Source organism: Ideonella sp. (assembly GCF_035254525.1).
GTDB lineage: Bacteria > Pseudomonadota > Gammaproteobacteria > Burkholderiales > Burkholderiaceae_C > Ideonella.
In genome coordinates, this window is record NZ_DATFAN010000211.1 from 36,212 (window position 1) to 48,695 (window position 12,484).

Annotated in this window: 17 protein-coding genes; 14 read left to right on the forward strand and 3 right to left on the reverse strand. The window is 72.6% G+C overall.

The window, feature by feature from the left end; translation table 11 throughout:
* Positions 1 to 25: 25 nt before the first annotated feature.
* From VJ693_RS24220 to VJ693_RS24235, 4 genes are all read left to right on the forward strand, one after another.
* Positions 26 to 1,306 carry an ABC transporter substrate-binding protein gene (locus VJ693_RS24220; protein WP_324158528.1) on the forward strand — a complete coding sequence of 427 codons (1,281 nt, stop codon included), beginning with the start codon at positions 26 to 28 and terminating at the stop codon, positions 1,304 to 1,306.
* A complete protein-coding gene (locus VJ693_RS24225) occupies positions 1,297 to 2,223 on the forward strand; it encodes a sugar ABC transporter permease (RefSeq protein ID WP_324158529.1) in 927 nt (308 codons plus the stop codon). Before VJ693_RS24220 ends, VJ693_RS24225 begins: the two co-directional genes overlap by 10 nt.
* Positions 2,220 to 3,068, forward strand: coding sequence for a carbohydrate ABC transporter permease (locus VJ693_RS24230; protein WP_324158531.1), 849 nt, complete (start codon positions 2,220 to 2,222; stop codon positions 3,066 to 3,068). The genes VJ693_RS24225 and VJ693_RS24230 overlap by 4 nt, the downstream gene beginning before the upstream one ends.
* A gap of 107 nt (positions 3,069 to 3,175) precedes the next feature.
* Positions 3,176 to 3,712 carry a hypothetical protein gene (locus VJ693_RS24235; RefSeq protein ID WP_324158533.1) on the forward strand — a complete coding sequence of 179 codons (537 nt, stop codon included), beginning with the start codon at positions 3,176 to 3,178 and terminating at the stop codon, positions 3,710 to 3,712.
* Between the two features lie 10 nt (positions 3,713 to 3,722).
* On the opposite strand, the gene VJ693_RS24240 is transcribed toward VJ693_RS24235, so the two are convergent.
* Positions 3,723 to 4,268 (reverse strand): PAS and helix-turn-helix domain-containing protein, encoded by a 546-nt coding sequence (locus tag VJ693_RS24240; protein WP_324158534.1) that lies wholly within the window; start codon positions 4,266 to 4,268, stop codon positions 3,723 to 3,725.
* Positions 4,269 to 4,369: 101 nt separating this feature from the next.
* On the opposite strand from VJ693_RS24240, the gene VJ693_RS24245 reads away from it, so the two are divergent.
* The 7 genes from VJ693_RS24245 to VJ693_RS24275 all read left to right on the forward strand — a co-directional run bounded on the left by VJ693_RS24245 (position 4,370) and on the right by VJ693_RS24275 (position 9,230).
* Positions 4,370 to 5,947: a class I adenylate-forming enzyme family protein gene (locus VJ693_RS24245; protein WP_324158536.1), complete on the forward strand. Its 1,578-nt coding sequence runs from the start codon at positions 4,370 to 4,372 to the stop codon at positions 5,945 to 5,947.
* 50 nt (positions 5,948 to 5,997) lie between these two features.
* Positions 5,998 to 6,363 carry a hypothetical protein gene (locus VJ693_RS24250; RefSeq protein ID WP_324158537.1) on the forward strand — a complete coding sequence of 122 codons (366 nt, stop codon included), beginning with the start codon at positions 5,998 to 6,000 and terminating at the stop codon, positions 6,361 to 6,363.
* Between the two features lie 101 nt (positions 6,364 to 6,464).
* Positions 6,465 to 6,875 (forward strand): TraR/DksA family transcriptional regulator, encoded by a 411-nt coding sequence (locus tag VJ693_RS24255; RefSeq protein WP_324158539.1) that lies wholly within the window; start codon positions 6,465 to 6,467, stop codon positions 6,873 to 6,875.
* A gap of 159 nt (positions 6,876 to 7,034) precedes the next feature.
* A complete protein-coding gene (locus tag VJ693_RS24260; protein ID WP_324158541.1) occupies positions 7,035 to 7,754 on the forward strand; it encodes a queuosine precursor transporter in 720 nt (239 codons plus the stop codon).
* A gap of 104 nt (positions 7,755 to 7,858) precedes the next feature.
* Positions 7,859 to 8,305: a VOC family protein gene (locus VJ693_RS24265; protein WP_324158543.1), complete on the forward strand. Its 447-nt coding sequence runs from the start codon at positions 7,859 to 7,861 to the stop codon at positions 8,303 to 8,305.
* Positions 8,302 to 8,673 (forward strand): metalloregulator ArsR/SmtB family transcription factor, encoded by a 372-nt coding sequence (locus VJ693_RS24270; RefSeq protein WP_324158544.1) that lies wholly within the window; start codon positions 8,302 to 8,304, stop codon positions 8,671 to 8,673. Before VJ693_RS24265 ends, VJ693_RS24270 begins: the two co-directional genes overlap by 4 nt.
* A complete protein-coding gene (locus tag VJ693_RS24275; RefSeq protein ID WP_324158546.1) occupies positions 8,670 to 9,230 on the forward strand; it encodes an SRPBCC domain-containing protein in 561 nt (186 codons plus the stop codon). Before VJ693_RS24270 ends, VJ693_RS24275 begins: the two co-directional genes overlap by 4 nt.
* Here the strand turns inward: VJ693_RS24275 and trxC are convergent.
* Positions 9,160 to 9,618 carry a thioredoxin TrxC gene (gene trxC / locus VJ693_RS24280; RefSeq protein ID WP_324158547.1) on the reverse strand — a complete coding sequence of 153 codons (459 nt, stop codon included), beginning with the start codon at positions 9,616 to 9,618 and terminating at the stop codon, positions 9,160 to 9,162. The genes VJ693_RS24275 and trxC overlap by 71 nt on opposite strands.
* 51 nt (positions 9,619 to 9,669) lie before the next feature.
* On the reverse strand, positions 9,670 to 10,596 hold the full coding sequence (locus VJ693_RS24285; RefSeq protein WP_324158549.1) for a LysR family transcriptional regulator: 927 nt from the start codon (positions 10,594 to 10,596) through the stop codon (positions 9,670 to 9,672).
* 116 nt (positions 10,597 to 10,712) lie between these two features.
* On the opposite strand from VJ693_RS24285, the gene VJ693_RS24290 reads away from it, so the two are divergent.
* The 3 genes from VJ693_RS24290 to VJ693_RS24300 all read left to right on the forward strand — a co-directional run bounded on the left by VJ693_RS24290 (position 10,713) and on the right by VJ693_RS24300 (position 12,406).
* The gene (locus tag VJ693_RS24290) at positions 10,713 to 10,895 is read left to right on the forward strand and encodes a hypothetical protein (RefSeq protein WP_324158551.1); all 183 of its coding nucleotides are present in this window, start codon (positions 10,713 to 10,715) and stop codon (positions 10,893 to 10,895) included.
* Positions 10,896 to 10,980: 85 nt separating this feature from the next.
* Positions 10,981 to 11,529 carry an RNA polymerase sigma factor gene (locus tag VJ693_RS24295; protein ID WP_324158553.1) on the forward strand — a complete coding sequence of 183 codons (549 nt, stop codon included), beginning with the start codon at positions 10,981 to 10,983 and terminating at the stop codon, positions 11,527 to 11,529.
* Between the two features lie 13 nt (positions 11,530 to 11,542).
* A complete protein-coding gene (locus VJ693_RS24300) occupies positions 11,543 to 12,406 on the forward strand; it encodes an anti-sigma factor (protein ID WP_324158554.1) in 864 nt (287 codons plus the stop codon).
* Positions 12,407 to 12,484: the final 78 nt, after the last annotated feature.

Below are 12,484 nucleotides of genomic sequence, written 5' to 3' on the forward strand. Positions count from 1 at the left end.
CCCGGCCGGCTCCCGAAAGAGCTGCATGACAAGACACCACCCGCTTCGTTCCACGGCGCTGGCGACAGGCCTCGCCCTCGCGGCGGCCGCGGTGGCCGTGCACGCCGCGACGATCAGGATCTCATGCGGCTCCGTCGGCCAGGAGCTCGAGCTGTGCAAGCACTCGGCCGAGGCGTGGGCGAAACAGGCCGGCCACCAGGTGCAGGTGGTCGCGGCGCCGAACGACGCGAGCGAGCGCCTGGCGCTGTTCCAGCAGCTGCTGGCCGCCGGCTCCGACCGGATCGACGTGTTCCAGATCGACGTGGCCTGGCCCGGCGTGCTGGCCAACCACCTGCTGGATCTGAAGCCCTCCGCCGGCGGCGCCGAAACCCAGCACTTCCCGGCCTTCGTCGCGAACAACACCGTCAAGGGCCGGCTGGTCGCGATGCCCTGGTTCGCCAATGCCGGGCTGCTGTTCTACCGCAAGGACCTGCTCGAGAAGTACCGGCTGCCGGTGCCCGCCACCTGGGCCGAGCTGGGCGCCAGCGCGCAGCGCATCCAGAGCGCCGAGCGCGCCGCCGGCAACAGCCGCCTGTGGGGCTTCGTCTGGCAGGGCCGCGCCTACGAGGGCCTGACCTGCAACGCGCTCGAATGGTCGGTCAGCCACGGCGGCGGCTCCATCGTCGAGCCCGACGGCCGCATCAGCGTGCGCAACCCCCGGCTCGCCGCCGCGCTGCGCCAGGCGGCGGGCTGGGTCGGCACGATCTCGCCGACCGCCGTGCTGAACTACGGCGAGGAGGAGTCGCGCGGCGTCTTCCAGGCCGGCCACGCGGTGTTCATGCGCAACTGGCCCTACGCCTGGTCGCTCGGCCAGGCCGAGGGCAGCGTGATCAAGGGGCGCATCGGTGTCGCGCCCCTGCCCGGCGACCCGGGCGGGCGCAGCGCCGCCACGCTGGGCGGCGAATCGCTCGCGGTGTCGACGTATTCGCGCCAGCCGCGGCTCGCAACCGAGCTGGTGCTCTACATGACCAGCGCCGCGGTGCAGAAGCAGCGGGCGCTTGCCGGCTCGTTCAACCCGACCCGGTCGGCGCTCTACCAGGATGGCGAGATCCTGCGGGCCAACCCCTTCATGGGCGAACTGGCCGGTGCGTTCAGCCAGGCGGTCGCGCGGCCCACCGCCGCCACGGGCTCACTCTACAACCGCGTCAGCAACGAGTTCTGGAACGCCACCCATGACGTGCTGGCCGGGCGCCGCACGCCGGACGACGCGCTGGCCGCGCTCGAGGCCCGCCTGAAGCGCGCCAGCCGGGGTGAGCGGTGGAACTGAAGCCCGCTGCGACCGCGCCAAGGGGCGGCCTGGCTCGCCAGCGCCGGCGCTGGGCGGCGTGGATGCTCTCGCCGCTGCTGGCCACGCTGGCGGCGGTGGCCGGCTGGCCGCTCGCGCGCACGGTCTGGTTCAGCTTCACCGACGCGCGGCTGGGCGACCCGGGGCTGTGGCGCTACGTCGGGCTCGAGAACTACCTCGGCGAGTACGGCCTGCTGACCGACCCCGACTGGTGGGCCGCGGCCGGCAACACCCTCGCCTTCGCGCTGGTGTCGGTGTCGCTCGAAGCCCTGCTCGGCCTGGGCGTCGCGCTGCTGATCAACCAGCCCTCGCGCATCCGCCTGCTGCTGCGTACCGCGATGCTGGTGCCCTGGGCGGTGCCGACCATCGTCTCGGCAAAGATGTGGAGCTGGATGCTGCACGACCAGTTCGGCATCGTGAACCACGTCCTGCTGGCCGCCGGGCTGATCGGCACGCCGATCGCCTTCACCGCGGACCCCGGCTGGTCGTTGGCCTCGGTGATCCTGGTGGATGTGTGGAAGACCACGCCGTTCATGGCACTGCTGATCCTGGCCGCGCTGCAGATGGTGCCGGGCGAGTGCCTCGAGGCCGCGCGCATCGACGGCGCGCGGCCGCTCGCGCTGTTCCGCCACATCACGCTGCCGCTGGTCCTGCCCGGCATCGCGGTGGCCGTGGTGTTCCGGCTGCTCGATGCGCTGCGCGTGTTCGACGTGATCTACGTGATGACGGCCAACAGCCGCAACACGCGCAGCATGTCGATCTTCGTGCGCGAGCAGCTGATCGACTTCCAGCAGGTCGGCTACGGCTCGGCCGCCGCGACGACGCTGTTCTTCCTGATCGCGCTGCTGACCATCGCCGCGATGGGCCTGATGCGGCGCCACGAAAGGGCCGCGCGGTGATCGCCGGCGGCGCGCCCGTCCGGCGCTGGCTCGGCCGCGCCGGCTACGCGCTCGCCTCGGCGCTGCTGCTCGTCGCCACGCTCGGGCCGCTGGCGGTGGCGGTGTCGAGCTCGCTGAAGACGGGCGAGGCGCTGTTCGACCCGGCGCTGTGGCCGGCCCGGCCGACGATCGCCAACTACCTGGCGCTGTTTCGCGACCAGCCCTTCGCGCACAACCTGCTGAATTCCACGCTGGTCGCGCTCGGCGTGGTCGGCTTGTCGTTGGGCCTGGCGCTGATGGCGGCCTGGGCGCTGGCGCGGGTCGCGTTCCGTGGCCGCGGCCTGCTGCTGCTGAGCATCCTGGCCGCGTCGATGTTCCCGCAGGTCGCGGTGCTGTCGGGCATGTTCGAGCTGGTGCGCGTGCTGGGCCTGTACGACTCGCTCGGCGCGCTGCTGCTGGCCGACCTGATGCTGACGCTGCCCTTCACCGTCTGGGTGCTGGTGACCTTCATGCGGCAGCTGCCGCGCGAGCTGGAGGAATCCGCGCTGATGGACGGCGCCGGGCCGCTGACCCTCGTGTTCCGCATCTTCGCGCCGCTGCTGGCGCCGGCGATGGTGGCCACCGGCCTGCTCGCCTTCATCGCCGCATGGAACGAGTTCCTGTTCGCGCTGACCTTCACGCTGTCGACCGAGCAGCGCACGGTGCCGGTGGCGATGGCGCTGATCAGCACGCCGAGCAAGTTCGAGCTGCCCTGGGGCGCGCTGATGGCCGCGTCGGTGATCGTCACCGTGCCGCTGCTGCTGCTGGTGCTGGTCTTCCAGCGCCGCATCGTGGCCGGGTTGACGCAAGGCGCGGTCAAGGGCTGACGCGCCGGGCGTGCCGGCCGACAGCCGCCGCGCCAACTTGACCATGATCATCCCGTCCCGCCGCCGCAGGGCCAGGATGGAGACCTCGTGGACATCAGGAGGACGCCATGGCTCAGGCGCATGCACATCTCGGCTTCGCGCCGCGCGGTGTCGGGCTGCTTTACGCGATGCTCTGGCTCGAGCATGAAAAGGACGTCCTGGGCTGGTTCATCGGCGACAAGGACGGCGAGCCGATCGCAGCCTATTTCATGCTGCAGGGCTACTACGAAGCCGGCGCCCCGCGGTTCCTGCGCACGCTGCAGGACAACGTCTTCGGCCCCTGGGTGGAGGCCACCTCGAGCGGTGACGCGCCACGGCCGCAACCGGCCGCCGTCCCCGAGCCGATAGGCCACGAACTGCAGCAGTTGCAGCAGGAGTTCAGCAACCACTGGCTGTTCTTCGGCGACGATCCCGCGCGCAGCGCCGAGGCCGCCGCCTTGGTGGCCCGCGAGCTGGCGGTGCGCCGGGTCAATGTCCGCCCCGAGCGCCTGGACAAGTTCCATCACGGCGCGGCCGTCTGGCGCTACGACGCGCCGGGTGCCGATGTGCACGTCCTGGAACGGCTGTCGCGGCTCTGGCCACTGGACCATCGCGTCGCCGCTTGACCGCCGCGCCCTACACCAGCTGCGCCAGCAACTGCGCCGTCGAACGCACCCCCAGCTTGCGCAGCAGCCGGCCACGGTGCATCTCCACCGTGCGTGGGCTGAGCCCGAGCCGGCGCGCGATCTCCTTGCTCGACAGCCCCTGCGCCAGGTGCGCGACCACCTCGCGCTCGCGCGGGCTCAGCAGTTCGGTCGGCGCATCGGCGTGTTCCAGGGGCTCGAAGGCCCACACGGCCAGGCGCGCCGGCGCGGCCGTGTCGGCCGACCGGCCTGACACGCGGCACCACAGCAGTGTGCCGTCGGCGCGCCGCATCAGCCGCTCGTCGCTGTAGCGGCCGCCGCGCTGCATCTGCGGGTAACCACGCTCGCCGGTGCGCCGGAACTCCTGGGGCGACGGATAGAGCCTCGCGATGGACTCGCCGGTCAGCGCCTCGACGGCGTAGCCGAACAGGGCGGCGAACGCCGGGTTGCAGCGGGCGACGACGCGCCGCTGCGTCACGCACAGCGCGACCGGCGCCAGCATGAACCCTTCTTCGGCCAGGCTGCTCAGGCTGCTCATCGGCGCAGGATACGGTATTCATACCGTATAGGCGGCCGGCGCTTCGCGGCCTATCGTGGCGCCAGGCTCGAGCCCGAGCCCCCGACCGCCGGAGATGCCCGATGAGCCTGACCCACCTGCTGTTGCGCCACGCCCGCCAGTCGCCCGACCGGCCGGCCATCTACGAAGGCACCGCCTTGCACGCCAGCTACCGCCAGTGGGCCGCGCGCAGCGCCGGCCTGGCCGGGCGGCTGCGCGCGGCCGGCCTGGCACCGGGCGACCGCGTGCTGCTGTTCATGCGCAACCACCCGCGCTATCTGGAGCTACTGTGGGGCTGCTGGTGGGCAGGGCTGGTCGTCGTGCCGGTCAACGCCAAGCTGCATGTGCGCGAGGTCGAGTGGATCATCGGCAACGCGGGCGCGCGCTGGGGCTTCGTGACGGCGGACGTCGCGCCCGAGCCGCTCGCCGGGCTGCAGCGGCAGGTCGAGGCGACCTCGGCCGAGACCGACGCGCTGCTCGCGCCGGTCGACGACCCGTTCGCGGTGCCGCCGGCCGAGCGCGATGCCGGCGATGTCGCGTGGCTGTTCTACACCAGCGGCACCACCGGCCGGCCCAAGGGGGTGATGCTCACCGCACGCAACCTGATGACGATGGGGCTGAGCTACTTCATCGACGTCGACGCGGTTTCGCCCGAGGACACGATCGTCTACGCGGCGCCGATGTCGCACGGCGCGGGGCTGTATGCGATCCCGCACCTGATGGCCGGCGCACGCCACGTGGTGCCGGCCTCGGGCGGGGTCGATCCGGCCGAGCTGTTCGCGCTCGGCCACGCGCTGGGGCCGCTGTCGACCTTTGCCGCGCCGACCATCGTCAAGCGCCTGGTCGACCATGCCGAGCAGGCGGGGCACGGCCCGGCCGCGTCGGCGCGCGCCTTCAAGACCATCGTCTACGGCGGCGCGCCGATGTACCTGGCCGACATCCAGCGTGCGCTGCGTGTGATGGGCCCGCGCTTCGTGCAGATCTACGGCCAAGGCGAGACGCCGATGGTCGGCACCGCGCTGTCGCGCCGGCACCTGGCCGACAGCGGCCACCCGCGCCACCTGCAGCGCCTGGCGTCGGTCGGCGTGGCGCAGACGCCGGTGCAGCTGCGTATCGCCGACGCCGAGGGCCGCCCGCTGCCGCCGGGCGAGGTCGGCGAGGTGCTGGTCAAGGGCGACAGCGTGATGGCCGGCTACTGGCGCAACCCCGAGGCGACGGCCGCCGCGATCCGCGACGGCTGGCTCTTCACCGGCGACGTGGGCTGCCTGGACGAGGACGGCTTCCTGACGCTGAAGGACCGCAGCAAGGACCTGATCATCAGCGGCGGCTCGAACATCTACCCGCGCGAGGTCGAAGAGGTGCTGCTGACCGCGCCGGGCGTCGCCGAGGTCGCCGTCGTCGGCGCGCCGGATCCCGAGTGGGGCGAAGTGGTGGTCGCCTTCGTCGTGCCGCAGCCCGGCGCGGCGCTGTCGGCCGACGCGCTGGATGCGCACTGCCTGGCGCAGATGGCGCGCTTCAAGCGGCCCAAGCGCTACGAGCTCGTCGACGCGCTGCCGAAGAACAACTACGGCAAGGTGCTGAAGACGGCGCTGCGCGAGCGGCTGGCCGCCACGGCTGCCCTCACGTCCGCCGTCATGCCCGGGCATCCCGGCAAGGGCTAAGCTTGCAGCCCAGCGCGGCGATGCTGCCGCGCCCTCACAGAAAGGCGATCATGAAGTACCTCCTCTGTGCGCTGGCCCTCGGCCTCGCCGCCGCGGCCGCCCAGGCCGCCGACGCCACCTGTGCGGCCCAGGCCGCCGAGAAGAAGCTGGCCGGCGCCGCCAAGACCAGCTTCCTGAAGAAATGCGAGGCGGACGCCGGCCAGGCGGCCCAGGCCGCCGCCTGCGAGGCCCAGGCCACCGAGAAGAAGTTGGCGGGCGCGGCCAAGACCAGCTTCACAGCGAAGTGCGTCGCCGACGCCGAGGCCGCGAAGACCGGCTGCGAGGCCACCGCCGCCGAGCGCAAGCTGGCCGGCGCGGCGCGCGCCAGCTTTGTCAAGAAGTGCGTGGCGGACGCGGCCGCGAAGCCGGCGCAGTAAGGCCCGGCGGGTTCGCAGCACGACGCGGGCGGCAAACGCCGCTCCCGCGCCGGTCACGGCATGTCGCTTGCCCTCGGGCCTGGGCAGCCACAGGAGACCCCATGACCGCCCTGCATGACCAAGACCTGGCGCGCCTGCGCGGCGCGCTGGACGCCCGCGCGGCCGTGCTGCGCGCCGAGGTGGGCGCGATCGACGACGAGAAGGCCGACCTGCCGCGCAGCGTGCCGATGAGCCAGGTCGAGGACGACGCCGAACGCGGCGAGGAGCGCACCCGCGAGGCGATGCGCCATGCCGAGCAGGAGCGCGACATCGACGAGTTGCGCGCCATCGCCGCGGCGCTCGAACGCATGGCCGACGGCCGCTACGGCAGCTGCGTCGACTGCGGCATCGACATTCCGCTGGCCCGCCTGCTCGCGCAGCCGACCGCGTCGCGCTGCGTGCCGTGCCAGGAGCGTTTCGAGACCTCGCACCGCGCCGTGCCCCGGGTGTCCCTGCCGCCGGCCATCGACTGAGGCGGCCGCCGCGCAGGCGGCGGCGAGGCGCGGAACTTGCGGCGGTTGAGCGCTGCCGCCCCTACACTGGCGCCCACCCCGCGGCCGCCCGAGGACCGCATGAGCCCGCCGGGCCGCCCCAAGGGCGAATACCGGAGGGCGCAGCCCGAAGGTACCCCAATGAGCACGACCACCCTGCCGCCGCGCACCTTCCGCTACTACGACCTGATCATGGCCGCGTTCGTCTGCGTGCTGCTGTGCTCGAACCTGATCGGCGCCGCCAAGGCCGCGCAACTCGAGCTGCCGCTGATCGGCACGGTGACCTTCGGTGCGGACCTGCTGTTCTTTCCGCTGTCGTACATCTTCGGCGACATCCTGACCGAGGTGTACGGCTACGGGCGCGACCGGCGCGTGGTCTGGGCCGGCTTCGGCGCGCTGGTCTTCGCGGCCTTCATGGCCTTCGTCGTGGTGCACCTGCCGCCGGCGAGGAACAGCTTCATGGATCTGTACCAGACGCAGATCGAGGGCGTGTTCGGCAACACCTGGCGCATCGTCGCGGGCTCGATGATCGCGTTCTGGTGCGGCAGCTTCGCCAACAGCTTCGTGCTGGCGAAGATGAAGGTCCTCACCCAGGGCCGCTACCTGTGGGCGCGCACGATCGGCTCGACGATCGTCGGCCAGTTCGTCGACACGGGGCTGTTCTTCGGCATCGCGTTCTGGGGCATCTGGCCGCAGGAGCAGCTCATTGCGGTGACGATCACGCAGTACCTGTTCAAGACGAGCTGGGAGGCGCTGATGACACCGATCACCTACCGCGCGGTGGGCTTCCTCAAGCGCGTCGAGGGCGTGGACCACTACGACCGCGACACCGACTTCACGCCGTTTCGCCTCAAGATCTGACGCGCGGCCGTGCGCTGCGGCCCTGTGCCCGGCAGGGTCACTTAGTTGACATTCAGGTTAACTATTCACAGACTCGGCACTCCCTCCCTCCCATGGAGCCGCCGATGAAACCCACCCCACCCGACTGGCCGCGCATCTCGTCGGGCCTGTTCTACCGCGAGGCCGCGAAGATGATCGACTGGCTGTGCGAGGCCTTCGGCTTCGACCTGCGGCTGAAGGTCGAAGGCGAGGGCGGCACGATCGAACACAGCGAGCTGAGCTACGGCGAGGGCCTGATCATGGTCGGCCAGGAGCGCCTGGGCGAGACCGCGCGCTTCGGCACCGCGATGCTGAGCCCGCTGACGGCCGGCGGCGTGACGCAGTCGCTGATGATCTACGTCGACGACGTCGACGCGCACTGCGCGCGGGCCCGCGCCGCGGGGGCGCGCATCGTCGCCGAACCCGAGCTGCACGACTACGGCGACGACTACTGGGCCGACCGCAGCTACGGCGCGCTCGACCCCGAGGGCCACCTGTGGTGGGTGAGCCAGCGCATCCGCCCGGCCACGTGAGCGCGAGCGAGCACCTCGACGCGGCACTGTCGGCGCTGGCCGACCCGACGCGCCGCGCGGTCGTCGAGCTGCTGCGCCGCGGCCCGCGCCGCGCCGGCGAGCTGGCCCAGGCGCTGGCGATGAGCCCGCCGGCACTGAGCCGGCACCTGCGCGTGCTGCGCCGCGCCGGGCTGATCGACGACGACGAGCCCGACGACGATGCCCGCGTCCGGCTGTACCGGCTGCAGGCCACGGGCTTCGCGCCCTTGCGCGACTGGATCGACGAACTCGACGCCTTCTGGGGCGACCAGCTCGCGGCGTTCAAGGCGCATGCCGAGGCGCCCACGCGGGCGAAACCGCGCCGGCCAGCAGTGAAGAGGCAGCGATGAGCGACACCATGCCCCTGCCCGGCGACCGCGCCCGCGCGATGGTCGGCGTCGCGCTCACGCCCGAGGCGGCGTTCCGACTGTTCACCGAGCAGCTGGACCTGTGGTGGCGGCGCGGCCAACGCTTTCGCGTGGCGCCGGGCGACCGCGGGCTGATGGCGATGGAGCCGGGCGTGGGCGGGCGGGTCTTCGAATCCTGGCACGACGAGGCCGGCATCGAGCGCGTGCGCGAGATCGGCCGCGTGCAGGTCTGGCAGCCGCCGCACCGGCTCGTCTTCAGCTGGGTCGGCGCGAACTTCGCGCCCGGCGAGGCGACCGAGGTCGAGGTGCGTTTCGATCCCGGCGCGCCCGGGCACACCCGGGTCAGCGTGGAGCACCGCGGCTGGGCCGCGATCCGGCCCGACCACCCGGTGCGGCACGGCCAGGAGACCGCCGCCTTCGTCAGGACGATGGCGCTGTGGTGGGGTGACCTGCTGACCGTCCTGCGGCTCAGCGCCGCTGGGCGGCTGCCGGGGATCGCGCCCACGCCGCCACCTGCGCCGCCGGCATCGCCCCGCTGACGCGGTCGAGCTCGCGGCCGGCCTGCAGCTTGACCATCGTCGGGATGCTGCGGATGCCGAAGCGCGCCGAGGTCTGCGGGTTGTCGTCGCTGTTGACCTTGACGAACAGCGCCTGGCCCTTGAGCTGCGCCGCGGCCTGCGCGAACTGCGGCGCCATCTGGCGGCACGGGCCGCACCACGGTGCCCAGAAGTCGACCACCACCGGCACCGGGCTGGCGGCGACGACCCGCTCGAAGTCGGCGTCACCCAGCTCGATCGGGTGGCCCGGCAGCAGCTCTGCGCCGCAACGGCCGCAGTGCGGGTCTTCACCCAGGCGTGCGGCCGGCACGCGGTTGGTGGCGCCGCAGGCGGCGCAGGTGACGTGGCGGAGGTCGGTGGCGGTGTTCATGCCGCCCAGATTGGTACGGCCAGGGGTATTTCAAGCAGACGCCAGTCGCCGCTATTTCACGCGCAGCAACTCGGCGATCGCGTCGCCCACGTGCTGCATGAACACGCGCACCCGCGCCGTGTCGCGCAGGTCCGGGTGGGTCAGCATCCAGATCGGCACCGTCATCTCCGGGATCACCTCGGACACCGCCACCAGCTCGGGGTGCTTGGCCTCCATGAAACAGGGCAGCACGCCGACGCCGATGCCGGTGCGCATCATCGCGGCCGCGGCGTTGAAGATGTCCACCCGCACCCGCACCCGCGCCGCAGCCAGGTGCTGGCGCATCCAGCGGTCGTAGACGCGACTGCGCGCGTCGCGCTCGAAGGCGATCCAGGGGGCATCCTTGATCAGCTCGGGCAGCGGCGTCACCGCCTGCGGCAGTCCCGCTGCGCCGCGCAGCGCATAGACGCGGCAGGGCGCGTTGCCCAGCGGCCGGCCGACCAGGTGCTCGGCGACCTGGCTGGACAGCCGCAGCGCGACGTCGGCCTGGCGCTGCGACCAGCTGGTGGAGCTCTCCGGCGAGCGCCGCGCGAGATCGACCATGAAGGCGTTCTCGAGCACCTCGACCTCGATCCCGGGGTAGTCGCGTGCAAACGCGGCCAGCGGCGCTGGCAGCAGGTGCTCCATCACGACGAAGGCGGTCGTCAGGCGCAGCTGGCCGGTCAGCTCGCGGTCGCGGCCCTGCACGCGGCGCTCGATCTCGTCGACCTGGTCGGCCATGCGGCGGGCCTGCTCGAGCAGCAGCGCGCCGGCCTCGGTCGGGTGGTAGCCCTGGCGCTGGCGCTCGAACAGCCGCGTGCCGAGCCGCGCCTCGAGTGCATCGAGCCGGCGCAGCACCGTCGTGTGGTTCACCCCCAGCTGGCGGGCCGCGGCCGCCAGCGAGCCGCCCTGGCCGATGGCCAAGGCGTAGCGCAGATCGCTCCAGTCCATGTCGGGCATGGGTCGAGTATCCCTGCAAATTCGCAGTTTCAAAGTGCGGTCACCGACGTTGCGGGCAAATCTGCGGCGAACTACATTGGTTTGACCCCGGTAGACTGCGGGTAAACACCGAAACCATGAGCACGACGCACCGCCCTTTGAGCAGCCTGGACGCCTGGCCCGGCGAAAGCGCCCGGCCGCCGCTGCGCCTGCTCGAAACACCTCGTCTTGCCGCCCGCGGCGGCATCGCCCCGGCCGCCGAGCGCCCGGCGCGCGCCGGCTGGCTGCAGCGTCTGCGCCAGGCCCTGCTGGCCGGTTGATCGCCGGCGGCCTGGCCGGCCGCGCGATGGCCCATGGCCCGAGCGCGCGGCGGAATAATCCGCTGTGCCCTCGCGTAAGCCAGGGGTGAGCGCCCCCGACCCCTTTCGTCAACAGCTGCTCGATGCGCTGCCGCGCGTGCGCCGGTACGCCCGCACGCTCAGCTTCGACGACCACGCCACCGACGATCTGGTGCAGGCCACGGTCGAGCGTGCGCTGACGCACTGGCACCAGTTCGACCAGCGGCGCGACATCCGCGTCTGGCTGCTGTCGATCGCCCACAACGCCCACATGGACCGGCTGCGCCGCGAGCGCCGCTTCAGCGTCGTCGACCCGACCCAGCTGGCCGAGACCGCCGATGCCGGCGAGGGCGCCTTCGGGGCCGACCCCGGCGTGCAGGTCGCCCTGCGGATGGACCTGCTGGCCGCACTCGCCCGGCTGACGCGCGAGCACCGCGAGGTGCTGCTGCTGGTCGGGGTGGAGCAGCTCAGTTACGCCGAATGCGCCGAAGTGCTGGGCGTGCCCAATGGCACCGTGATGTCGCGCCTGTCGCGCGCGCGGGTCGCGATGCGCGCCGCGCTGGACGGCGGCCGCCCGCGGCCCGATGCGCAGCCCGGGCTGCGCCGCGTGGTGTGAACAGGCCCCGGACATGAGCAACGACCTTCATCCCCCCAGCGACGAGCTGCTCTCGGCCTGGCTCGACAACGAGCTCGACGAGACGACCGCGGCGCGCGTGCAGGCCTGGCTGCAGCAGCACCCCGAGGACGCCGCCCGGGTGCGCCTGTGGGCGGCCGACCGCGACGCGCTGCGCGCGCGGCTGGACAGCGAACTGCACGAGCCCGTGCCGCCGCACTGGCAGGCCTGGGTCGCCCAGGCGGCGCCGGCCGCATCCGCCGGCCTTCCGGGCGCGCGCTGGCAGGCGCTGGCCGCCGCGCTGGCGCTGGCCAGCGGCCTGGCCGGCGGCGTCGGCGGTGCCTGGTGGGCGCGCCAGCATCCGGCGGCGGGCGAGGGTGGCCTGGCGGTCTTGCCGGCCAGCCAGGCGATGCCGTCCCGCGCCGCGCAGATGCCCTGGGCGCGCTTCGCCGCGCTGGCCCACACCGTCTACGTGCCCGAGCAAAAGCACCCGGTCGAGGTGGCGGTCGAGGGCGACGCAGCCGCGCAGCGGGCGCAGGAAGAGCACCTGTCGCGCTGGCTGACGCGGCGGCTCGACGTGCCGGTGAAGATGTTCGACCTGCGGGCCCAGGGCTTCCGCCTGGTCGGCGGCCGGCTGCTGCCCGAATCGAACGGGCCTTGCGCGCAGCTGATGTACGAGGACGAGGCCGGCGTGCGGGTCACCGTCTACCTGCGTCGCAAGGGCGCCGATGCGCCGGCCGCGTTCCGCTACGAGCAGGTCGACGGGCTGGGCCTGTTCTACTGGGTCGACGGGCCGGCCGGCTACGCGCTGGTCGGCGCGCTGCCGCGCGATCGTCTGCTGGCGCTGGCCGAGTCGATCGCGCACCAGGAGCCCCGGTAGCACGGACACCCGGCGGCGGAGTGCCGCCGCCACCCTCCGCGAGGGTGCGCGGCCCGCTTGGGAGCGGCCCTGCGCTGG